Below are 21581 nucleotides of genomic sequence, written 5' to 3'. Positions count from 1 at the left end.
GCCCGCCCTTCGTCCCGTCACGCTTACTTCACGCTCACGCAGGAACGCCGCCCACCATGTCTTACTCGCTTTCGTTGCTGGACAAGAGTCCGATCGCCGACGGCGCGAACGCCGCCGACGCGCTGCGCTTCACCACGACGCTCGCGCAGCGCGCCGAACAGCTCGGCTACGAGCGCTTCTGGGTCGCCGAGCATCATGGCACGCAGGCCTTCGCGAGCTCCGCGCCGGAGATCGTCGTCGCGCACCTGCTCGCGCACACGTCGCGCATCCGCGTCGGCTCGGGCGGCGTGATGCTGCAGCACTACAGCCCGTTCAAGGTCGCCGAGACGTTCAAGGTACTGGCTGCGCTCGCGCCGGGCCGCGTCGACCTCGGCATCGGCAAGGCGCCCGGCGGGTTGCCGCTGTCCACGCGCGCATTGCAGTGGTTCCACGACAAGGCGCGCAAGCCGGACTTCGCGGGCCAGCTCGCGGAACTCGACGCGTTTCTCGGCTGGGGCGTGGCCGAGGATCACCCGCTCGCCGGCGCGGTCGCGCTGCCCGTGCCGCCGCAGGCGCCCGAACGCATCCTGCTCGGCGGCTCGCCGGACAGCGGCACGCTCGCCGCGCGCAACGGCTGGCGCTTCTGCTACGCGGGGCATTTCAACGGCGACGACGCGAACATCGAACGCTCGCTGGACGCGTATCGCAGCGCGGGCGGCACACGACCGCTGGTCGCGCTGTACGCGGTGGCCGCGCCGACGCGCGACGAGGCCGAGCAACTGATCGGGCCGCTGAAGATCTTCAAGCTGCAGCTCGCGGGCGGGCAGAGCTTCAACCTCCCCAGTGCGCAGGCGGCCGCCGAATTCGCGCGGCAGAGCGGCGCGTCCGACTACCGCGTCGACGAGCTGCGCCCGACGGTGCTGGCCGATACCCCCGAGCGCGTGCACCGCGCGCTCGATGCGCTGAGCCGGCGGCTCGACGTCGACGCGTTCGTGATCGATTCGCCGGTGACCGACTACGCGGCGCGGCTCGCATCGGCCGAATGGCTCGCCGGCGCGCTGTCGAGCACGCCGTTGCAGGCGGCCCTCGCGGCCGACCGCTCCCTTTCCCCTGACCAGAACGCGTGACGCTCCCATGACGACCCGACGATCGATTCCTTTCGGCCTGATGCTGCAAGGCGCAGGCAGCCACATGAACGCATGGCGGCACCCGAGCAACCCGCCGGACGCGAGCATCAACCTCGATTTCGCGATCGGCGTCGCCCGCAAGGCGGAAGCCGCCGGCATCGCCTTCGCGTTCGTCGCGGACGGCCTCTACATCAACGAGAAGTCGATCCCGCACTTCCTGAACCGCTTCGAGCCGCTGACCGTGCTGTCGGCGCTCGCGGTCGCGACGAAGAAGATCGGGCTCGCGGGCACGATCTCGACGTCGTACAGCGAGCCGTTCACGGTCGCCCGCCAGCTGGCGTCGCTCGATGCGATCAGCGGCGGGCGCGCGGGCTGGAACGTCGTGACGACGCCGCTCGAGGGCACCGCGAAGAACTTCGGCAAGGTGCATCCCGATCATGAGCTGCGCTACGAGATCGCCGACGAATACCTCGACGTCGTGCAGGGCCTGTGGGACAGCTGGGACGACGACGCATTCGTGCGCGACCGCGCGACCGGCCGCTTCTTCGATCGCGACAAGCTCCACACGCTCGATCACCACGGCCGCTTCTTCCAGGTCGCGGGCCCGCTGAACATCCAGCGGTCCCCGCAGGGGCAGCCGGTGATCTTCCAGGCCGGCTCCTCCGACACCGGCATCGGGCTCGCCGGCAAGTACGCGGACGCCGTGTTCACGCATTCGCCGTCGCTCGACGAAACGGCCGCGTTCACGCGGCGCGTGAAGCAGAGCGCGATCGAGCACGGCCGGCAAGGCAGCGACGTGAAGGTCTTCCCCGGCATCGGGCCGATCGTCGGCCGCACGGCCGCCGAGGCCGAGGAAAAATACCAGGCGATCCGCGACCTGCTGACGATCGACGAGGCGCTCGCCTACCTGGGCCGCTATTTCGATCACCACGATTTCACGCAGTACCCGCTCGACGCACCGTTCCCGGAACTCGGCGAGCTCGGCCGCAACAGCTTCCGCTCGACCACCGACCGGATCAAGGCCGACGCGAAACAGAAAGGCCTGTCGCTGCGCGAGACGGCGCTCGCGGTCGCCACGCCGCGCCCGAACTTCATCGGCACGGCCGAGCATGTCGCCGACGAGCTGATCCGCTGGCACGACGCGGGCGCCGGCGACGGCTTCATCCTCGGCTTCGCGGTGCAGGCGCAAGGCGTCGACGATTTCGTCGAGCTCGTGATCCCGGCGCTCGAGGCGCGCGGCCGCTACAGCCGCGACCTGCCCGGCGCGACGCTGCGCGACCACCTCGGCCTGCCGCGCAAGGCAAGCCGTCACGCGGTGCCTGACGCGTCGCCCGAAACGGCGGCCGAAGCGCACGCCTGACACCCGCCGCCGCGCCGCCCGTGCGCGGCGCGTCCGCCCGACCGATTCGAGGATTTCCACCGACATGAGCGACACGACCCACCTCGGCGGCGCGCTGCCGCCGCTTTCTTCCCCCGGCGCGCGCGACGCCGGCACGCGTTTCCGGATCGTGCCCGCGCGCCACCGGTCGCGCACGGCCGGCACCGTGCTCGCCGTCGCGCTGATCGCGATCGTCCTGCATTCGATACTCGGCAACCCGCAATGGGGCTGGCCGGTGTTCGCCGAATGGTTCCTGTCGCCGCCGGTGCTGTCGGGGCTCGCGCGCACGCTGGTGCTGACGCTGCTCGGCGCGGTGTTCGGCTTCGTGCTGGGCGCGTTCGTCGCGCTGGCCCGGCTGTCGCGTTCGCGGCTGCTGTCGGCAAGCGCGTGGGCCTTCGTGTGGCTGTTCCGCTCGATTCCGCTGATCGTGCTGCTGCTGATCCTGAACAACCTCGGCTACCTGTACGAGCATGTGCGGCTCGGCGTGCCGTTCACCAGCATCGTGTGGTTCGACACGCCGACCACCGACCTGATCAGCCCGTTCCTCGCGGCCGTGCTCGGCCTCACGCTGAACCACGCGGCGTTTTCCGCGGAAGTGATTCGCGGCGGCATTCTCGCGGTCGACCAGGGGCAGCTCGAAGCGGCGGCCGCGCTCGGCCTGCCGCGCGGCCGCCAGACCACGCGGATCGTGCTGCCGCAGGCGATGCGCGCGATCCTGCCGACCGCGTTCAACGACCTGATCTCGCTCGCGAAAGGCACGTCGATGGTCTACGTGCTCGCGATGCCGGAGCTGTTCTATACGGTGCAGGTGATCTATCGCCGCAATCTCGAGGTGATTCCGCTGCTGATGGTTGCGACCGTCTGGTATCTAATCATCCTGACCGTGCTGTCGGCGATCCAGGTGCAGGTCGAGCGCCACTATGCGCGCGGCGCGCTGCGCAACCCGCCGCCGTCCGTCGTCACGTTCGCGCTCGCGCGCCTCGGCGTGCTGTGGCGACGTGTCAGGTCCAGCCGCGATGATTCGCTCGTGCGCGCCGATGGCAATGCCGATACGGTGGCCGTCGCGCCACGCGCCGGCGGCGAAGTGGCCGTGCATGGCGTATCGAAGCAGTTCGGCATGCAGCGTGTGCTCGACAACGTCTCGTTCGTCGCGCCGCGCGGCAGCGTGACCGTGATCGTCGGGCCGTCGGGCTCGGGCAAGTCGACGCTGCTGCGCACGATCAACCATCTCGAACGCGTCGACGACGGCTTCATCGACATCGACGGCGAACTGATCGGCTATCGCCGCGACGGCGACGTGCTCTACGAGCTGAAGGAGCGCGACGTGCTGACACGGCGCACGGCCGTCGGGATGGTGTTCCAGAACTTCAACCTGTTCCCGCACCTGACGGTGCTCGAGAACCTGATCGAGGCACCGGTCGCCGTCGGCGGCGTCACGCGCGACGCCGCCGAGCGCATCGCCCGCACGTTGCTCGCTCGCGTCGGTCTCGCGGACAAGGCCGATGCCTATCCGCGCCAGCTCTCCGGCGGCCAGCAACAGCGCGTCGCGATCGCGCGGGCGCTCGCGCTGCGCCCGAAGGTGCTGCTGTTCGACGAACCGACTTCCGCGCTCGACCCGGAACTCGTGAACGAGGTGCTCGACGTGATCAAGGAACTCGCGCGCTCGGGCACGACGCTCGTGATCGTCACGCACGAGATCGGCTTCGCGCGCGAAGTCGCGGACAACGTGCTGTTCATGGAGCGCGGGCGCATCGTCGAATCCGGGCCGCCGGCCGTCGTGCTCGACGCGCCGACGCATGCGCGCACGCGCGCGTTCCTGTCGCGGGTGCTGTGATGCGCGCCGCTGCCGATTCCCGAGGGGCCGCACGATGACCGACCGACGCCAGTTCATGACCGCCGCGCTGGTCGCGGCAGCGGGCTTGCCGTGGCGCGCGGCGCATGCGGCCGCCGCGACGGCCGACCTCGACCCGCGCCAGGCGGGCCGCGTACGTGCCGAACGCGACGACGCGGCGATCCGCGCGGCAGCCGGCTACCGCTGGGTGCACGACGGCGCATTCACGGTCGCGATTTCACCGCACGCGCCGCCCGTGTCGACCTACGCGACCGACGCGCGCACCGTGGTCGGCGCCGATCCGGACTATGCGCAGCTCGTCGCCGACGCGCTCGGCCGCACGCTCGTGCTGGTGCCGATCGCATGGGCCGACTGGCCGCTCGGTTTGACGTCCGGCAAGTACGACGCGGTGATCTCGAACGTCGGCGTGACCGAGAAGCGCAAGGAGAAATACGATTTCACGACCTACCGGCTCGGGCTGCACGGCTTCTACGTGCGCACCGGCAGCCCGATCGCAAAGATCGCCGAGCCGAAGGACATCGCCGGCCTGCGCATCATCACGGGCGCGGGGACGAGCCAGGAGCGCATCCTGCTCGAGTGGAACAAGCGCAACGTGGCACTGGGGCTGAAGCCGGCCGAGCTGCAATATTTCGACGACGATGCGGCGGCGCGCGTCGCGCTGCTGTCGGGCCGCGCCGATGCCGAGCTGAACCCGAACGCGTCGCTCGCGTACGAGGCCGCGCGCACCGGCAAGATCCGCCGTGTCGGCGTCGTCAATGCGGGCTGGCCGGCCAACGCCGACGTGGCGATCGCGACGCGGCGCGGCAGCGGGCTCGCGCCCGCGCTGACGCTGGCGACGAACGCGCTGATCGGCAGCGGCCGCTACGGACAGGCGCTCGCGCGCTGGGGTTTGCAGAGCGAGGCGATCGCGCGTGCGGAAACCAATCCGCCGGGATTGCCGTCGTTCTGAAGGCCATCGATACGTCGACCACCCGAATGACATCGCCCCGGCATCCCGCAACGGGAATGCCGGGGCGAATCGAAGCAGCCTCCTGCGTTGCAACGACGCGATGCGCCTACGCGGACACCGCCGCGTGATGTCGGTCGAGCTCCGCGACCTGCGCATGAATCGCCGGAATCAGGTGGCGCCCGTAATCGAGCGCATCGTCGAGCGGATCGAACCCGCGAATCAGGAACGTCGATACGCCGAGCCGGTAATACGCCCCGAGCGCACGCGCAACCTGCTCGGGCGTGCCGACCAGCGCGGTCGAATTCCAGCGCGCGCCGGTCAGGTTCGCGACGCCCATCCACAGCCGCTCGTCGAGCACGTCGCCCTGCGCGGCGGCGGCCATCAGCCGTTGCGAGCCCGCGTTTTGCGGCGCGTGGCCGTCGATCGGCTGGCCGTTCGCGAGCCGCGCCGCGCGCACGCGCTCGCGGATCGCCTCGGCCTTCTCCCACGCGGCCGCCTCGGTATCGGCGACGATCGGCCGGAACGACACGCTGATGCGCGGCGCACGCCCGAACGGCTCGGCGGCCGCATGCACGCGCGCGATCTGCTCGCGCACCGACGCGAGCGGCTCGCCCCACGTCATGTAGACATCGGCATGCTCGCCCGCCACCGCCAGCGCGGCCGGCGACGAGCCGCCGAAATAGATCGGCACATGCGGCCGTTGCGCGCCCTTCACGAGCGGCGACGCGCCGCGCAACCGGTAGAACGCGCCATCGTGGTCGACCGGCGCGTCGGCCTGCCAGATCCGTTTCAGCACGTCGAGATACTCGCCGGTGCGGCAATAGCGCGCGTCGTGCGGCACGAAATCGCCGTCGCGCTGAAGATCGGCATCGTCGCCGCCCGACACGACGTTCAGCGCGAGCCGGCCGCCGCTGAACACGTCGAGCGTCGCGATCTGCCGCGCGGCGGCCGACGGCACGATCACGCCGGGCCGGTGCGCGAGCAGGATGCGGATGCGTTCGGTCGCGGCGGCCGCGAACGACGCGACGATGAAGCCGTCCGCCGCGTTGCTGAAATGGCCGACCAGAATCTGGTCGAAGCCGGCGGCCTCGTGCGCCTGCGCGAAGCGGCGCGCGTAGTCGGGCTGGACGGCGGCGCCGCCCGGTACGTCGACCTCCGCGCCGGGCGTCGCGGTGATCATGCCGATGATGTCGACGGGCATGTCGATGGTCCTTCTCGTTGTCGATCGGAAATGGCTGCGCGTTGCGGCACGCTCACTGCGCGGCGGCCGTCTTCTGCGCGGGCGCGGCGAACGCGCCCGCATACGAGCGGTCGAGCAGCTTCGCCGTGTCGTACGCGGTCGGAATCACGCCGGCCTTGTGCAGGAAGTCGGCGGTGTTCTGCGCATCCTTCGCGGCCGTGTCGTCGACGGGGCCCACGCGCTGGTGCGCATTGTTGAGCCAGCGGTACGCGACGTCCGGCTCGAGCTTCGCGCGCTTCGCCCACAGGTCGGCATACTCGCGCGGATGGCTGTCGACCCATTGGCGCGCGGCCACCACGCGCTTCAGGAAATCGGTGATCTCGGCGCGCTTGCCCGTTGCGGCCTGCTCGTTCGCGGCGACGAAGCTCAGCGCGGGCATCAGCCCCTGCGCGGTCGTCACGGGCCGGGCGCCCTGCCGCAGCGCGAGCGTGCTGACGAACGGCTCCCACAGCGACACGGCGTCGACCGAGCCGTTCGCGAGCGCGTTGGTCGCATCGATCGGCATCAGGTACGCGTACTTGACGGAATCCGCGCGCAGGCCGGCGTGTTCGAGCGCGCGCAGCACGAGCTGCTGGCTCCACGCGCCGCGCCAGACGGCAATGGTCTTGCCCTGCAGGTCGGCGACGGTGCGCACCGGCGAGTTCTTCGGCACGAGGATCGCAACGCCGTCGAGGCTCTGCCGCGACACCGCGACGACTTTCACCGGCGCGCCGCGCGCGGCCAGCGTGAGCAGCGCGGAATCGCCGAGGAAACCGACGTCGATCGCATTGCCGTTCAGGCTCTCGGCGACGGGCGCGGCGGCCTGGAAGTGCTTCCACTCGATCGTGTAAGGCAGGTCCTTCAGCACGCCGGACGCCTCCATCGACGCCTGGATGTTGAAGTAGTTCTGTTCACCGACGCGCAGCGTGACGGTGTCTTTGGCCATGCCTGGCTGCGCGGCAAGCGCCAGCAAGAGTGCCGTGACGATTCGGCTCAGCAACGTGATCTCCCGGAAGGTTGGCGGGCGCCCGCGCGATGGCGGCGCCACGTGATCCGCCGTGCCCGGCGGCCGGCGGAACGGATGGAACCGGTGAAGATACGTCGATCCGCACCATGAAACAAACGCAATATTCTTCTATGCAAAGATGCAAATGTTTTATGACGTGACCGGTATCGCCGGATGCCGCCCGCCGCCCGTCCGGGAACCCGGTTCGAATGAATCCTCGACAGATATTTCGTGCGCGAAATAAATCCCGAACTATATTTCGCATACGAAATAACCATCCGGAACGAGGACGGCCATGACCTCCCAACCCATCGAGTTTTCCGCCGCCGACGGCTACGCGTTGCACGGCACGCTGTGGTCGCCGGACGCGGCGCCGCGCGCGCTGGTGCTGATCCATCCGGCGACGGCCGTGCCGGAGCGGCTGTATGCGGCCTTCGCACGTTTCCTGACCGAGCGCGGTTTCGCGGCGCTCACCTACAACTATCGCGGCATCGGTGCATCGCGGCCCGCGCGCCTGGGTGCGCTGCGGGCCCGCATGCGCGACTGGATGGAGCTCGACGTGGGTGCCGCGACCGCATGGGCACGGCAGGCGTATGAAGGGGTGCCGCTGCTGGCGGTCGGGCACAGCGTCGGCGGGCACGCGATCGGCCTGTCCGCCGCCACGCCGCACCTGCGCGCGGCCGTGCTCGTCGCCGCGCATGCGGGCAGCACGCGACTGATCACGCAGGCGGTCGAGCGCCTGAAGGTGCGGCTGATCCTGCGTGTGCTCGGCCCGCTGATGTCGGCGCTGCTCGGCTACGTGCCCGGCAAGCGGCTCGGGCTCGGCGAAGACATGCCGGCCGGCGTGTTCCGCGAATGGAGCCGCTGGACGACGCTGCCGCATTATTTCTTCGACGATCCGACGCTCGGCGCGGCCGAGCGCTTCGCGAAGCAACGGTTGCCGATTCTCGCGCTCGGCTTCGACGACGATCCGTGGGCGAACCCGGCCGCGATCGGCCTGCTGGTAAGCTATCTGACCCGCGCGCAGGTCGAACGCTGCCAGATCGATCCGCGCGCGGCGGGCAGCGGCCCGGTCGGGCACATGGGCTTCTTTCGCAGTCGGACCGGCACCGTGCTGTGGCCCGACGTGGCCGACTGGCTCGCGCGGGCACTCGACGCACCACGCACCGCGGGCCGTCCCTCCCTTTCCATTGCAGCCGGGAACCCAGCTTGAGCGAAGACCGACGACTGTTTTTCATGTTGAACATCGGCCAGCGGCGCGTGCAGCGCTGGATCGACCGCAAGGCCGAAACCGAGACGCGCGCGAGCGCCGCGCAGGCCGGTGCACTGTTCTGTCTCGCGAAGCAGGACGGCGCGCTGATCGGCGAAGTCGGCGCCGCGCTGCAGCTCGCGCCGTCCGCGATGACGGGCCTCGCCGACCGCATGGCAAAGGCCGGCCTCATCACGCGTCACGCCGATTCGGACGACGGCCGCGCAACGCGGCTGTACCTGACCGACGACGGCCAAGCGGCGCTCAAGCGCGCGCGCGTGCTGCTGCGCGAGCTGAACGGCAAGCTGTGCGACGGGTTTTCCGACGCCGAACTCGACGTCGTCGCGCGCTGGCTGCATGCGTTGCAGGATCGCTTTCCTGCCGAACGCTGAACCGCGCCGACCGCGCACCGCATCGGCACGAATCCGCGTAATCGATAGCGATTCCGATTCGTGCTTTCGATTCGGTTTCCGAACTTTCCGGCGGAAAATCTTGCGTCCCGGAAGCGCTGTTTCGGCAACGCTTTCCGGCTACGTACTGTTACAAAAAATTGCCTCCCGCGCCGCATACCGATCGCCTACATTCAATCCACTTCGACGCATTCGCCGTATGCACGGACTGGCCTTCCCGTCGCGTCCGCCTCCCTGGACGCACCCGACAAGCAATGAAAACCAAGAGGTGTCTTGACCGACGTGCTGGCGGCATCCAGCACACGCGGATTGCGATGACCGAAACGGCTTCCTGAACGACACGATCCGACGCGCGGCACGGCATCCGTTGCCGCCGCGTACCGGTACGCGACGTGCCGCTCCGCGCCATCGCCGCCGCACGTCAACGAGGAGCAGTCCATGCGACGTTCGACCGTATCCCACTCGCTTATCACCGGCCTCACCCGCCTGTCCGCCGCGACGGCCGTGGCAATGGCCGCCGCCGCGGCCGCGCATGCCGACCCCGTGGTCGTGTCCGGCCCGAGCCCGTTTGCCGCCTGCACCATCGGCGGCCCCGGCACGAACTACGTGAACGCCGAGGTCGAACCGTGGCTGTCGGTCAACCCGGCGAACCCGATGAACATGATCGGCGTGTGGCAGCAGGACCGCTGGTCGAACGGCGGCGCCCACGGGCTCGTCGCCGGCTACACGTTCGACGCGGGCGCGACCTGGGCCCGCACGCCGCAGCCGTTCAGCGCATGCGCGCCGGGCGGGCTGAAGTACGAGCGCGCGTCCGATCCGTGGGTATCGTTCGGGCCGGACGGTACCGCGTATTCGGTATCGATCTCCTTCAACCAGTCGAACAATGCCAACGCGGTGGCCGCGTCGGTGTCGACCGACGGCGGGCAGACCTGGAGCAGCCCGGCCGTGCTGATCGCGAACGACGAACCGACGACGCAGTTCTTCAACGACAAGGAATCGGTGACGGCGAACCCCGTGAAGGCCGGCACGGCCTACGCGGTATGGGACCGCCTCGAATTGCCGAACGGCAACCCGTACGCGAACCTGCATACGCAGGCGTTCCGCGGGCCGACGCTGTTCTCGAAGACGGTCGACGGCGGCAAGACGTGGAGCGCCCCGAAGGTGATCGTCAACGTACCGTCGCGTCAGCAGACGATCGGCAACCAGATCGTCGTCGATCCGAAAAGCGGCACGCTCTACGACTTCTTCGACCTGATCCAGCCGCCGTTCAGCAAGGCAGCCGGCAAGGTCGCGTTCATCAAGTCGACCGACGACGGCGCGACGTGGACGAAGCCGCAGGTGATCGCGGGGCTGCAGACGGTCGGCGTCACCGATCCGAACACCGGCGAGCCCGTGCGCACCGGCGACATCATTCCGGAACCCGCGATCGATCCGGCCTCGGGGCAGCTTTACGTGGTGTGGCAGGACAGCCGCTTCAACGGCGGCACGTACGACGAGATCGCCGTATCGACGTCGAAGGACGGCGGCGCGACGTGGAGCACGCCGCAGCAGTTGAACACGCCGACCGGGCGCCCCGCGTTCAATCCGTCGGTGCGCGTCGACAACACGGGCGCCGTGATGGTCACCTACTACGACTTCCGCGACCTGCAGGCCGGCAACACGACGACGCTGCCGACCGGTTTCTGGCGCAAGATCTCGCATGACGGCGGCACGACGTTCGCCGACGAGCGGCGCGTCGGCGGCCCGTTCGACATGAAGCTCGCGCCGAACGCGGAAGGCTTCTTCATCGGCGACTACCAGGGGCTCGACGTGATGCCGTCATCGTCGTTCCACCCGTTCTTCGTGCAGACCAGCGCGGGCAACCTGACGAACCGCACCGACGTGTTCTTCGCGCCGTGATGCACGCGTGAGCGCAGCGCTGCCGCGACGTCCGTCGCGTCGCGGCAGCGGGCCCGAATGCGCGTCAGTGCATGTCGGTGAGCACGATGCGACCGTCGACTTTCCCTTCGCGCAGCCGCGCGAATATGTCGTTGATGTTGCCGAGCCGGTCGCGATGGATATGCGCGCGCACCAGCCCGTCCGCCGCGAAATCGAGCGACTCCTGCAGGTCGCGCCGCGTGCCGACGATCGACCCGCGCACCGTGATGCCGTTCAGCACGCTCGAGAAGATCGGCAGCGGGAAATCGCCCGGCGGCAAACCGTTGAGCGCCACCGTACCGCCGCGCCGCACCATCCCGAGCGCCTGCGCGAACGCACTGCGCGACACGGCCGTGACGAGCACGCCGTGCGCGCCGCCGATTTCCTTCTGGATCACTTTCGCGGGATCGTCGATCGACGCATCGATCGTCAGCTGCGCGCCCAGCTCGCGCGCGAGTGCGAGCTTGTCGGGCGAGATGTCGACGGCCGCGACGTGCAGGCCCATCGCGCGCGCGTATTGCACGGCCACGTGGCCGAGCCCGCCGATGCCGGAGATCGCGAGCCACTGGCCCGGACGCGTATCGGTGACGCGAATGCCCTTGTAGACCGTGACGCCCGCGCACAGGATCGGCGCGATCTCGTCGAACGCGACCTGCGCCGGCAGATGGCCGACATAATCGGGATCGGCCAGCACGTATTCCGCATAGCTGCCGTTGACCGAATAGCCGGTGTTCTGCTGCCCGTGGCAGAGGGTTTCCCAGCCGGTGTGACAGTACTCGCAGTGGCCGCATGCCGTGTAGAGCCAGGGCACGCCGACGCGGTCGCCCTCGCGCACGTGCGTGACGCCCGCGCCGACCGCCGCGACGACGCCCACGCCTTCGTGTCCGGGAATGAACGGCAGCGACGGCTTCACGGGCCAGTCGCCGTCGGCTGCGTGCAGGTCGGTATGGCAGACGCCCGACGCCTTGATGTTGACGAGGATCTGGCCGGGGCCCGGCGTCGGGATCGGCACTTCCTCGATGCGCAACGGCTCGCCGAACGCGTGCACCACGGCCGCTTTCATGGTTTGAGTCATGCGTCGCTCCTGTCTGGTCGATGAGCGCACCAGTATCCGGGCTCGAACCCGGAACGCATTGATACGCGTCAACGGGGCAGGAATCGTGCGCGCCGGTGGCGAATTCACGGCGGGACGTCTCGCGCAAGCCGCCGCTGCGCCGCCGGGTCGACGGCCCGCCTCTGCTTTCGCAGCCATTTCAGCCGTTTGTCGGAAACCCTGTGGCCGGCCGCCGTTTTGCTTGGAATTTGAAATGATATAACATATCATTTTGCGTTCTCGCCCACCTGAAGCCGTTTCATCCCGGTGGCCGGGTTACGCCGAGTCATATCCAGACGGGTCACTGCGCGCCGCAGACGCAACAATATATCGTATCCAGCCGTGACCCGCATGGCTCGCCTTCCGATCGGATTCCAACCCATTCCAATTGATTCACCGACCATGCGCGACCTCCCTCGTCTACCGCTTCGCCCGCTCTCGCCCGTCTCGCTGATGCTGTTCGCCGCCGTCGCGCACGCGCAGGCCGATACGCCCGCCTCGTCTGCACCGACGCAAACCACTGCGCTCGCGCCGATCTTCGTGACCGCGAACCCGCTCGGCGACACCGACCTGATCTCGCCGACCGCGCAACTGTCCGGCGACGCGCTGACGCGCCGCCAGGCCGATTCGCTCGGCGAGACGCTGAACGGGTTGCCCGGCGTATCGACCACCACCTACGGGCCGATGGTCGGCCGCCCGATCATCCGCGGGATGGACGGCGACCGGATCCGGCTGCTGCAGAACGGCGTCGCGGCCTACGACGCGTCGTCGCTGTCATACGACCATGCGGTGCCGCAGGATCCGCTGTCGATCGAGCGCGTCGAAATCGTGCGCGGGCCGGCCGCGCTGCTGTACGGCGGCAATGCTGTGGGCGGCGTCGTCAACACGATCGACAACCGGATTCCGCGCGAGGCGATCGAAGGCGTGACGGGCGCGCTCGACGCGCGCTACGGCGGCGCCAATTCGGTACGCGCGGGCGCCGCGCAGGTCGAAGGCGGCAACGGCCACTTCGCGTTCCATGTCGACGCGTTCGACCGCGAAACGAGCAAGCTGCGGATTCCCGGCTATGCGCGCAGCAGCCAGCAACGCGCGATCGACGGCCCCGACACGCCGCAACCGTACGGCAACGTGCCGAACAGCGACGGCCGCGTGCATGGCGGCGCGGTCGGCGCGTCGTACACGTGGGCCGACGGTTTCGCGGGCCTGTCGTACAGCGGCTACGAGTCGAACTACGGCTCCGTCGCCGAGGACGACGTGCGCCTGCGGATGCGCCAGGAACGGCTCGCGCTCGCCTCCGAGATACGCAACCTGAGCGGGCCGTTCACGAAGCTGAAATTCGACTTCGCGTACACCGACTATCGCCACAAGGAAGTCGACAACGGCGAGACGGCCACCACCTTCCGCAACCGCGGCTACGAGGCGCGCATCGAGGCGCGGCATCGCAGGATCGGCCCGTTCGAAGGCGCGATCGGCGTGCAGTTCGGCCAGAACACGTTCTCCGCGCTCGGTGACGAATTGCTCGTGCCGTCCACGCGCACGAACAGCGTCGCACTGTTCGGCCTCGAGGAATGGCAGGTCGTCCCGGCGCTCAAGCTGAGCCTCGGCGGGCGCTTCGAGCACGTGAAGGTCGATCCCGATCCGGCCGGCGTCGAGAAATTCGCGGGAGCGCAGCCGCGCGACTTCAATGCCGGCAGTGTCTCGGCCGGCGCGCTGTTCTCGCTGACGCCCGTGTGGTCGGTGGCGGCCAACGTCGCATACACCGAACGCGCGCCGACCTTCTACGAGCTGTATTCGAACGGCCCGCACGATGCGACCGGCCAGTTCCTGATCGGCAACCCGAACGCGTCGAAGGAAAAGGCCGTGTCGACCGACCTGTCGCTGCGCTACGCGAGCGGGCCGAATCGCGGCAGCGTCGGCGTGTTCTACAACCGCTTCTCGAACTACCTGACCGAGTACAACACGGGTCGCGTCGTGGACGACGACGGCGAACCGGTCGCGCCCGGTACCGACGGCTCGCTCAACGAGGCGATCTACCGTGGCGTGCGCGCCGAGTTCTACGGCATCGAGCTGGACGGCAAGTGGCGCGCCTTCGCGCGGCGCGGCCATACGGTCGACCTGGAGCTGACGGCCGACTACACGCACGCACGCAACGTCGATACGGGCCAGCCGCTGCCGCGCATCGCGCCGCTGCGCGCGACGCTCGCGGCCGACTACGGCTACGGCCCGTTCGGTGCGCGCGCGCAGGTCACGCATGCGTGGTCGCAGCATCGCGTGCCCGACAACGACTTTTCGACGGACGGCTACACGTCGCTCGGCGTGATGCTGACCTACAAGTTCCGCGTCGGTGCGACCCACTGGCTCGCGTACCTGCGCGGCGACAACCTGACGAACCAGGAAATCCGCTACTCGACCTCGGTCGTGCGCGGCCTCGCGCCGGAAGGCGGCCGCAGCGTGATGGCCGGGTTGCGCACCACGTTCTGACCCTCTCACGGCCCGCGGCGCCCGCCGCGGGCCGCTTTGCGGCGCCCCCGCTCCGCCACGAATTTCCGCTTTCCGGACATTACCGCCCATCGCGCGACACATACCGACGACGCGCACCGGTTCCCTCCCCAATCAGGGCGCAAGGGAATTCCACTTTATTCACCCATAAATAAAAACAAATTCATCAGACGATTATTAGCAAAAAGATCTCTTTTGCCTCGCCCCATAAAACCGGTTTCAAATTTCACGTATAAACCTTTGAATCACGGGCGCCTCGACTCTTTCTGATCGGGTTCCATCAAACCCGCCCGAAAAGGATTCCAGCGCTAAAAAAACTAATATCAGGGTTTTCGAAGGGTAAAGAATCATTCGGTATACCCGTTAATGCCGGCACGAGCCCGTATCTGGTCGAACAATAAATTCAATTTGCCAACCACACGCGCAGGGGCACAACGTGAATATCGCCAGAATGAGCATCAAGACAAAACTCCTTGGCGGCTTCGGCCTGCTCGCCGCGGTCGTCGTGATCGTGTCGGGCGTGGCACTCAAGGCACTCTCCGATACGAACGCCGAGTTTTCCCGCTACATGAACGGCATCAACGCGCGGGCGAACCAGTCCGCGCAAATCCGAACCGCGGTCGACCGGCGCGCGATCGCGGCGCGCAACATCGTGCTCGTGACCAGACCGTCCGATCTCGAGCTCGAACTGGCCGAGGTGAACCAGGCGCACAAGGACGTGCAGGAGCATCTCGCGAAGCTCAAGGAGATGATGGCGAACGCGACCGACACCTCCGATCGCGCGCGCGAACTGGTGGGCAACATCGCCCGCATCGAATCCAGCTACGGGCCCGTCGCGCTGCGTATCGTCGGGCTCGCGCAAGCCGGCAAGAAAGAAGAGGCGACCGCCGACATCGACGACAACTGCCGCCCGCTGCTCGCGCAGCTCGTGCGCGCGACCGATGCCTACGCGAGCTATACGCATGAACGCGAACTCGCGATCGCCCAGCAATTCGCGGATCGCTATGCGATGGAGCGCAACCTGTTGGCCGGCATCTGCCTGATCGCGGTCGCGGTCGCGGCCTGCGGCGGCCTGTGGCTGACACGCAAGATCACGGTGCCGATCGGCTCGGCCGTGGACGTCGCGCGCACGGTCGCGAACGGCGATCTCGGCAGCCGCATCCACGTCAGCGGCAACGACGAGACCCGCGACCTGCTCGAAGCGCTGCGGACGATGAACGAGCGGTTGATCGGCATCGTCGGCCGTGTGCGCGATTCGTCGAACAGCATCGCGCATGCCGTGAGCGAGATCGCGTCGGGCAACCTCGACCTGAGCCAGCGCACCGAGGAACAGGCCGCGTCGCTGCAGGAAACCGCCGCGACGATGGAGGAATTCACGTCGACGGTGCGACTGAATGCCGAGAACGCGCAACAGGCGAGCGCGCTCGCCGCGAATGCGTCGGATGTCGCGCATCGCGGCAGCTCGGTGGTCGGCCGCGTGGTCGACACGATGACGGAAATCGGCCATAGCTCGTCGAAGATCGCCGACATCACGGGCATCATCGAAGGCATCGCGTTCCAGACCAACATCCTCGCGCTGAATGCGGCCGTCGAAGCGGCTCGGGCGGGCGAACAGGGCCGCGGCTTCGCGGTCGTGGCGAGCGAGGTGCGCAGTCTCGCGCAACGCTCGTCGACGGCGGCAAAGGAGATCAAGGAACTGATCAACGCGTCGGTACAGACGATCCGCGACGGCTCGGCGCTCGCCGGCGAAGCCGGCAAGACGATGTCGGACGTCACGCAGGCTGTCGCGCGCGTGACCGACATCATGGGCGAGATCGCGGCCGCGTCGGCCGAGCAGAGCCGCGGCATCGACCAGGTGAACCTGACGATCACGCAGATGGACGAGACGACCCAGCAAAACGCGGCGCTCGTCGAGCAGGCCGCGGCCGCATCGAAGTCGCTCGAGGCGCAAGGTCGCGAGCTGTCCGAAACGGTCGCCGCGTTCCGGATGCCGTCCGGCACGCACGTGACGTCGTCGGGCGCGCACGCGCAGGAACCCGCCGCGCATCACTGGCAACCGGCCGCCGCGTAACGGATACCGCAAGGAGACGACGATGCGCACGCGGTTTCGCCGGTTCGCCTGCGTCACGCTTGCGCATACCGCGCGATGCGCTGTGCATCGTCGCCGTCCGGCTCGAACCGTTCGCACGCGCGCCGTCGCGCGTCTCCTCTCCGATTCGCGGCACGCGTGCGTGTAGCTCGCCCGTCGGCGTAGCCGCGTCGTCGCCGGTCGTTTCTACCGACCGGCGCGGCATCGTGCGCGTGTCCGGCAATGCGCATCGTCACGGACGATCGCGCGCGATGCCCGTCCTCCGCATGCCATCGCGCACGCCGCGTTTGCAGCGTTGCGCAAGTTTCGATCCCGGCCATGTATCGCGCGTTGCCACACCGGCGACATGGAGATAACGCAGCGTTCGCCCGCGCATCGCTCGCCGACGCAGACTTTTAAAACGAACGAATGACGAGTATGCTTAAAAAAGCACTCCGCGTTCGGACGGCGAATCGCGTGCCCTGACTCCCGTCCGATCGTATTGCGGCCCCATCGCTTCGCACACCGCGTGCCGATGGCGGCGTCCGCTTCTCGCGCCACGGCCGCACGAACCTTCCCCCAACAATCGTCAGGAGAGCTGGTGAGCCGACTCGTCGTCGTATCCAATCGCATTGCAGATCCCCGTAAAACCGCGGCCGGCGGGCTCGCCGTTGCCGTGAAAGACAGCCTGCAGGAATCCGGCGGCGTCTGGTTCGGCTGGAGCGGAAGGCTGCGCGGCAGCGACGACCAGCCCGCGCATGGCGACGACGTGCAGATCCAGAACGTCGGCGGCATCCAGCTCGCGACGATCGATCTCGACCCGCAGGACTACGACGCCTACTACCTCGGTTATTCGAACAACGTGCTGTGGCCGGTGTTTCACTACCGGCTCGATCTCGCGCAGTTCGACCGCCGCTTCGCCGACGGCTACCGGCGCGTGAACCAGTTGTTCGCGCGCAAGCTGCGCACGCTGCTGCGTCCCGACGACACCATCTGGGTCCACGACTACCAGCTGATTCCGCTCGCCGCCGAGCTGCGCGCGATGGGCTGTACGAATCCGATCGGTTTCTTCCTGCACATCCCGATGCCGCCGCCGCCGATCATGGCCGCGATCCCGGAACACGAATGGCTGATGCGCTCGCTGTTCGCATACGATCTCGTCGGCTTCCAGACCGAGTCGGATCTGCTCCACTTCGAGCATTACGTCGAAGCGGAAGCCGGCGCCGCGCGGCTGCCGGACGGCCGGCTGCGTGCATTCGGCCGCACGCTGTCGGCGGGCGCGTTCCCGATCGGCATCAACGTCGACGAGTTCGAGGCGCTCGCGCGCGACCGCGACGGCCTCGACATGTTCGAGCGGATGCGCGACGAATATTCGCGGCGCCAGTTGCTCGTCGGCGTCGACCGGCTCGATTACACGAAAGGCCTGCCGCAGCGCGTGCATGCGTTCCGCGAGTTGCTCGAACAGTATCCGGAGAACCGCGACCGCGCGACGCTGATCCAGATCGCCGCGCCGAGCCGCGAGAATCTCGGCGCGTACGACGACCTGCGGCGCGAGATGGACAGCCTGTGCGGCGCGATCAACGGCGACTACGGCGAACTCGAATGGATGCCGATGCGCTACATTCACCGCACCGTCGCGCGCAAGCGCTTGCCGGGCCTTTATCGCGCGAGCCGCGTCGCGCTCGTCACGCCGCTGCGCGACGGGATGAACCTCGTCGCGAAAGAATTTCTCGCCGCGCAGGACGCGGCCGATCCGGGCGTGCTCGTGCTGTCGCGTTTTGCCGGCGCGGCCGAGCAGCTGAAGTCGGCGCTGCTCGTCAATCCGTACGACACGCAAGGCACCGCGCAGGCGATCCAGCGTGCGCTCGCGATGCCGCTCGAGGAGCGCCGCCAGCGTCATGCGGCGCTGATGGCGATCTTGCGCAAGAGCGACGTGCACTGGTGGCGCACGCGCTTTCTCGACGCGCTCGCCGAAGCGGCCGAAGTCGCGGCCGCGACCGAACCCTGACGCGCGCTCACGCGTCCGTCGCCGCGTATCCGAGCACCGTGCCGCTCGCATCGCACAGGTCGACCGACACCGGGATGCCTTCTCGCAGGCTCTCCGTCAGCACGCAATACGCATCGAACTGATCGAGCACGCGCGTCGCCGCCGCGAGATCGGCCCACGTCCTGCCGATCGACAGCCGTACCGACATCGCGCCCACGCGCACCCTGCCCGCTTCGTTCTGCACCATGTCGACATCGATGCGTGCGGCAATCGGCTGCGGATCGACATGCTGCTTTTCCAGCGCGAACAGCAGGCTCGCCGCGAGACAGGTCGCGACCGCCGCGGCCAGCAACCGGATCGGGTTCGGCCCGCGTCCTTCGCCGAGCGGCGGCGGTTCGTCGGTGAGGACCGGCGACAGCGTCGTGCCGGCAAACACCACTTCGAAACAGAAGCGCGCCTGCTGCGCGACATCGACCGATATGTGCGCCTCGCTCATGGCGACTCCGCGCAGATCAACTGGGAAAGGAATGCCGGCACGCAGTCGCATCGATGCGTGCCGCCCGCAGGTTCGCGGCACCTTCAGCGCTCGGGCTCGCGTGGCGGCCCGTATGCGACGAAATCGCGCTCGACCGCGGACGCGTGCTCCGTTTCGATCGCGCCGCCGCGTGCGCCGGCTTCGTCGTCCGGTGCCGGTGCAGCCTGCGTCGCGGAGGCCGGCTCAACGCGCCCGTCGATCAGCGCCTGCAGCGCTTCGCGCTCGAGCACCTCGGATTGCAGCAGCCGTCGCGCGATGCGTTCGAGCGCATCGCGGCGTTCGCCGAGCGTCATCGCGACCCGCGCATGCGCGTCGGCGAGCAGCGTGCGCACCTCGTCGTCGATCATCCGCGCGGTGTGCTCGCTGCAGCGCCCGTCGCCCGCATGCCATGCGCCGGGCATGCCCTGGCGCACATCGCCGTCGTCGAACGTCGCGAGCCCGATCTTCTCGCTCATCCCGTACTGCATGACCATGTGGCGCGCCATCGCGGTCGCGCGTTCGAGATCGTTCTGCGCGCCCGTCGACACATCGCCGAACACGAGTTCCTCCGCAACGCGCCCGCCGAGCAAGGCATCGATCCGGTCGAGCAGTTCGCTCCTGCGCAACACGTAGCGATCCTCCGTCGGCACCTGCTGCGTATAGCCGAGCGCCGCCACGCCGCGCGGAATGATCGACACCTTCTTCACCGGATCGCAATGCGCGCGGCTTTCCGCGACGAGCGCATGGCCGGCCTCGTGATACGCGATGGTCAGCTTCTCCTGCGCGTTCATCACGCGGCTCTTGCGTTCGAGGCCCGTCAGCGCGCGATCGATCGCCTCGTCGAAGTCGGCCATGCCGATCGCCGGCTTGCCGAGTTCGGCCGCATGCAGCGCGGCCTCGTTGACGACGTTCGCGAGATCGGCACCGACGAAGCCCGGCGTGCGCGACGCCAGCTCGCCGAGATCGACGTCGGCCGCGAGCTTCACGCGCTTCACATGCACGCCGAGAATCTGCCGGCGGCCGTTCACGTCGGGCCGGTCGATCGCGATGTGGCGATCGAAGCGGCCCGGCCGCAGCAGCGCGGGATCGAGGATCTCCGGCCGGTTCGTCGCGGCCATGATGATCACGCCGGAGCCCGCCTGGAAGCCGTCCATCTCGACGAGCAACTGGTTGAGCGTCTGCTCGCGCTCGTCGTTGCCCGACATCGGGCCGACGCCGCGCACCTTGCCGAGCGCGTCGAGCTCGTCGACGAACACGATGCACGGCGCCTTCTGCTGCGCCTGCTCGAACAGGTCGCGCACGCGCGCCGCGCCGACGCCGACGAACATCTCGACGAACGCCGAGCCGCTGATCGAGAAGAACGGCACGGCCGCCTCGCCGGCCACCGCGCGCGCGAGCAGCGTCTTGCCGGTGCCCGGCGCGCCGACGACGAGCACGCCCTTCGGAATCTTGCCGCCGAGCCGCTGGTAGCGGTCGGGGTTGCGCAGGAACGCGACGAGCTGCTGCAGCTCGGCCTTGGCTTCGTCGATGCCCGCGATATCGTCGAACGTGATGCCGGTTTCCTGCTGCACGTACACGCGCGCGCGGCTCTTGCCCATCCCGGTGAAATCCTGCAGCCCGCCGCGCTTGCGCAGCATCATGTTCCAGATGAACACGAACAGCACGAGCGGCAGCAGCCACGAGGCAAGCGATGCCATCCAGCTCGTGTCGGGCGCGCCGTGATAGCGGATGCCGGCCGCGGTCAGCGTGTCGGTCAGGTGTTCGTCGCTCACGCGGTTGGTCGTGAACCGCCACGGCGCACCGGCCTGCTGCACGGCCGAGGCGTCGGACGCCGGCAGCATCGCGCCGGCCTGCGGCATCTTCAGCGTGCCCGAGATCGATGCGGGGCTGACTTCGAGATCGTCGACGAGCCGTGCGGCGACGAGCCGGTGGAAATCGCTGTACGCGATCGACGCCGACGACGGACGCAGCATCAGCAACTGCGCGGCGAACAGCACGAAGAAGCCCGCGGCGATCAGCAATCCCGGGTAGTCGAATTTCCTGTCCATGGCATCCGGCCGGACGTGCGCGCGGCGCTACGCTGCGCTGCCGCGGCACGGCGGACGTGCGTGGCTACGCGCGCAGCCCGCGCGCGGCATCGGCGGCCATGCGGCAGCGGTATACATGCGTGCCATCTCGCCTCGCTCCTGCGCATCAACGATGCCGCGACAACGCCGTCGGCCGGCATCGCCGGGCAATCCTCGCCCGGGCGGCACGCCGCGACGCGCCGCCCCTGAATCAAGTCTAGTTCGCGCGAGTGCGTCGCGCATTGCCCGCGGCGCGACGGGAATCGTC

15 protein-coding genes are annotated in these 21581 nt (G+C 68.4%); 10 read left to right on the top strand and 5 right to left on the bottom strand.

The window, feature by feature from the left end:
* The first annotated feature begins 56 nt into the window (after positions 1–56).
* The 4 genes from E9536_RS08055 (at position 57) to E9536_RS08040 (ending at position 5285) form a co-directional block, all read left to right on the top strand.
* The gene (locus E9536_RS08055; RefSeq protein ID WP_136469663.1) at positions 57–1106 is read left to right on the top strand and encodes an LLM class flavin-dependent oxidoreductase; all 1050 of its coding nucleotides are present in this window, start codon (positions 57–59) and stop codon (positions 1104–1106) included.
* A 7-nt stretch (positions 1107–1113) separates the two neighbouring features.
* Positions 1114–2466 (top strand): LLM class flavin-dependent oxidoreductase, encoded by a 1353-nt coding sequence (locus tag E9536_RS08050; protein ID WP_136469662.1) that lies wholly within the window; start codon positions 1114–1116, stop codon positions 2464–2466.
* Positions 2467–2530: 64 nt separating this feature from the next.
* Positions 2531–4318 (top strand): amino acid ABC transporter permease/ATP-binding protein, encoded by a 1788-nt coding sequence (locus E9536_RS08045; RefSeq protein ID WP_136469661.1) that lies wholly within the window; start codon positions 2531–2533, stop codon positions 4316–4318.
* A 34-nt stretch (positions 4319–4352) separates the two neighbouring features.
* A complete protein-coding gene (locus E9536_RS08040) occupies positions 4353–5285 on the top strand; it encodes an ABC transporter substrate-binding protein (protein WP_136469660.1) in 933 nt (310 codons plus the stop codon).
* 106 nt (positions 5286–5391) lie between these two features.
* Here E9536_RS08040 and E9536_RS08035 read toward each other — a convergent pair whose 3' ends face one another.
* Both E9536_RS08035 and E9536_RS08030 read right to left on the bottom strand, forming a co-directional pair.
* Positions 5392–6486 (bottom strand): LLM class flavin-dependent oxidoreductase, encoded by a 1095-nt coding sequence (locus E9536_RS08035; RefSeq protein ID WP_136469659.1) that lies wholly within the window; start codon positions 6484–6486, stop codon positions 5392–5394.
* A gap of 52 nt (positions 6487–6538) precedes the next feature.
* A complete protein-coding gene (locus E9536_RS08030; RefSeq protein WP_049117255.1) occupies positions 6539–7450 on the bottom strand; it encodes an ABC transporter substrate-binding protein in 912 nt (303 codons plus the stop codon).
* A gap of 355 nt (positions 7451–7805) precedes the next feature.
* Here E9536_RS08030 and E9536_RS08025 point away from each other — a divergent pair, with 355 nt between their 5' ends.
* The 3 genes from E9536_RS08025 to E9536_RS08010 all read left to right on the top strand — a co-directional run bounded on the left by E9536_RS08025 (position 7806) and on the right by E9536_RS08010 (position 11068).
* Positions 7806–8723 carry an alpha/beta hydrolase gene (locus tag E9536_RS08025; protein WP_136469658.1) on the top strand — a complete coding sequence of 306 codons (918 nt, stop codon included), beginning with the start codon at positions 7806–7808 and terminating at the stop codon, positions 8721–8723.
* Entirely contained in the window at positions 8720–9151 is a 432-nt protein-coding gene (locus E9536_RS08020) for a MarR family transcriptional regulator (protein WP_027791650.1), read from the top strand. The genes E9536_RS08025 and E9536_RS08020 overlap by 4 nt, the downstream gene beginning before the upstream one ends.
* A 456-nt stretch (positions 9152–9607) precedes the next feature.
* Positions 9608–11068, top strand: coding sequence for a sialidase family protein (locus E9536_RS08010; RefSeq protein ID WP_136469657.1), 1461 nt, complete (start codon positions 9608–9610; stop codon positions 11066–11068).
* Between the two features lie 64 nt (positions 11069–11132).
* On the opposite strand, the gene adhP is transcribed toward E9536_RS08010, so the two are convergent.
* Positions 11133–12161 carry an alcohol dehydrogenase AdhP gene (gene adhP / locus E9536_RS08005; protein WP_059683610.1) on the bottom strand — a complete coding sequence of 343 codons (1029 nt, stop codon included), beginning with the start codon at positions 12159–12161 and terminating at the stop codon, positions 11133–11135.
* 420 nt (positions 12162–12581) lie between these two features.
* Here adhP and E9536_RS08000 point away from each other — a divergent pair, with 420 nt between their 5' ends.
* The 3 genes from E9536_RS08000 to otsA all read left to right on the top strand — a co-directional run bounded on the left by E9536_RS08000 (position 12582) and on the right by otsA (position 18754).
* The gene (locus E9536_RS08000; protein ID WP_247873425.1) at positions 12582–14660 is read left to right on the top strand and encodes a TonB-dependent receptor; all 2079 of its coding nucleotides are present in this window, start codon (positions 12582–12584) and stop codon (positions 14658–14660) included.
* Positions 14661–15129: 469 nt separating this feature from the next.
* Positions 15130–16749 carry a methyl-accepting chemotaxis protein gene (locus tag E9536_RS07995; RefSeq protein ID WP_136469656.1) on the top strand — a complete coding sequence of 540 codons (1620 nt, stop codon included), beginning with the start codon at positions 15130–15132 and terminating at the stop codon, positions 16747–16749.
* Between the two features lie 598 nt (positions 16750–17347).
* The gene (gene otsA, locus E9536_RS07990) at positions 17348–18754 is read left to right on the top strand and encodes an alpha,alpha-trehalose-phosphate synthase (UDP-forming) (protein ID WP_136469655.1); all 1407 of its coding nucleotides are present in this window, start codon (positions 17348–17350) and stop codon (positions 18752–18754) included.
* Positions 18755–18761: 7 nt separating this feature from the next.
* Here the strand turns inward: otsA and E9536_RS07985 are convergent, their stop codons facing one another.
* Positions 18762–19229, bottom strand: a complete 468-nt coding sequence (locus tag E9536_RS07985; protein ID WP_136469654.1) for an OsmC family protein — start codon at positions 19227–19229, stop codon at positions 18762–18764.
* 83 nt (positions 19230–19312) lie between these two features.
* Positions 19313–21295 (bottom strand): ATP-dependent zinc metalloprotease FtsH, encoded by a 1983-nt coding sequence (ftsH, locus tag E9536_RS07980; RefSeq protein ID WP_124917670.1) that lies wholly within the window; start codon positions 21293–21295, stop codon positions 19313–19315.
* Between the last annotated feature and the right edge of the window lie 286 nt (positions 21296–21581).

The organism is Burkholderia sp. LS-044 (assembly GCF_004803625.1).
Lineage (GTDB): Bacteria > Pseudomonadota > Gammaproteobacteria > Burkholderiales > Burkholderiaceae > Burkholderia > Burkholderia cepacia.
This window is presented reverse-complemented; position numbering and strand designations above follow the sequence as displayed.

Bases quoted from the DNA above. Each gene is read 5' to 3' on its own strand.
- E9536_RS08055 (WP_136469663.1), top strand. From the start codon at position 57: ATGTCTTACTCGCTTTCGTTGCTGGACAAGAGTCCGATCGCCGACGGC.
- E9536_RS08050 (WP_136469662.1), top strand. From the start codon at position 1,114: ATGACGACCCGACGATCGATTCCTTTCGGCCTGATGCTGCAAGGCGCA.
- E9536_RS08045 (WP_136469661.1), top strand. From the start codon at position 2,531: ATGAGCGACACGACCCACCTCGGCGGCGCGCTGCCGCCGCTTTCTTCC.
- E9536_RS08040 (WP_136469660.1), top strand. From the start codon at position 4,353: ATGACCGACCGACGCCAGTTCATGACCGCCGCGCTGGTCGCGGCAGCG.
- E9536_RS08035 (WP_136469659.1), bottom strand. From the start codon at position 6,486: ATGCCCGTCGACATCATCGGCATGATCACCGCGACGCCCGGCGCGGAG.
- E9536_RS08030 (WP_049117255.1), bottom strand. From the start codon at position 7,450: ATGGCCAAAGACACCGTCACGCTGCGCGTCGGTGAACAGAACTACTTC.
- E9536_RS08025 (WP_136469658.1), top strand. From the start codon at position 7,806: ATGACCTCCCAACCCATCGAGTTTTCCGCCGCCGACGGCTACGCGTTG.
- E9536_RS08010 (WP_136469657.1), top strand. From the start codon at position 9,608: ATGCGACGTTCGACCGTATCCCACTCGCTTATCACCGGCCTCACCCGC.
- adhP (WP_059683610.1), bottom strand. From the start codon at position 12,161: ATGACTCAAACCATGAAAGCGGCCGTGGTGCACGCGTTCGGCGAGCCG.
- E9536_RS08000 (WP_247873425.1), top strand. From the start codon at position 12,582: ATGCGCGACCTCCCTCGTCTACCGCTTCGCCCGCTCTCGCCCGTCTCG.
- E9536_RS07995 (WP_136469656.1), top strand. From the start codon at position 15,130: ATGAGCATCAAGACAAAACTCCTTGGCGGCTTCGGCCTGCTCGCCGCG.
- E9536_RS07985 (WP_136469654.1), bottom strand. From the start codon at position 19,229: ATGAGCGAGGCGCACATATCGGTCGATGTCGCGCAGCAGGCGCGCTTC.
- ftsH (WP_124917670.1), bottom strand. From the start codon at position 21,295: ATGGACAGGAAATTCGACTACCCGGGATTGCTGATCGCCGCGGGCTTC.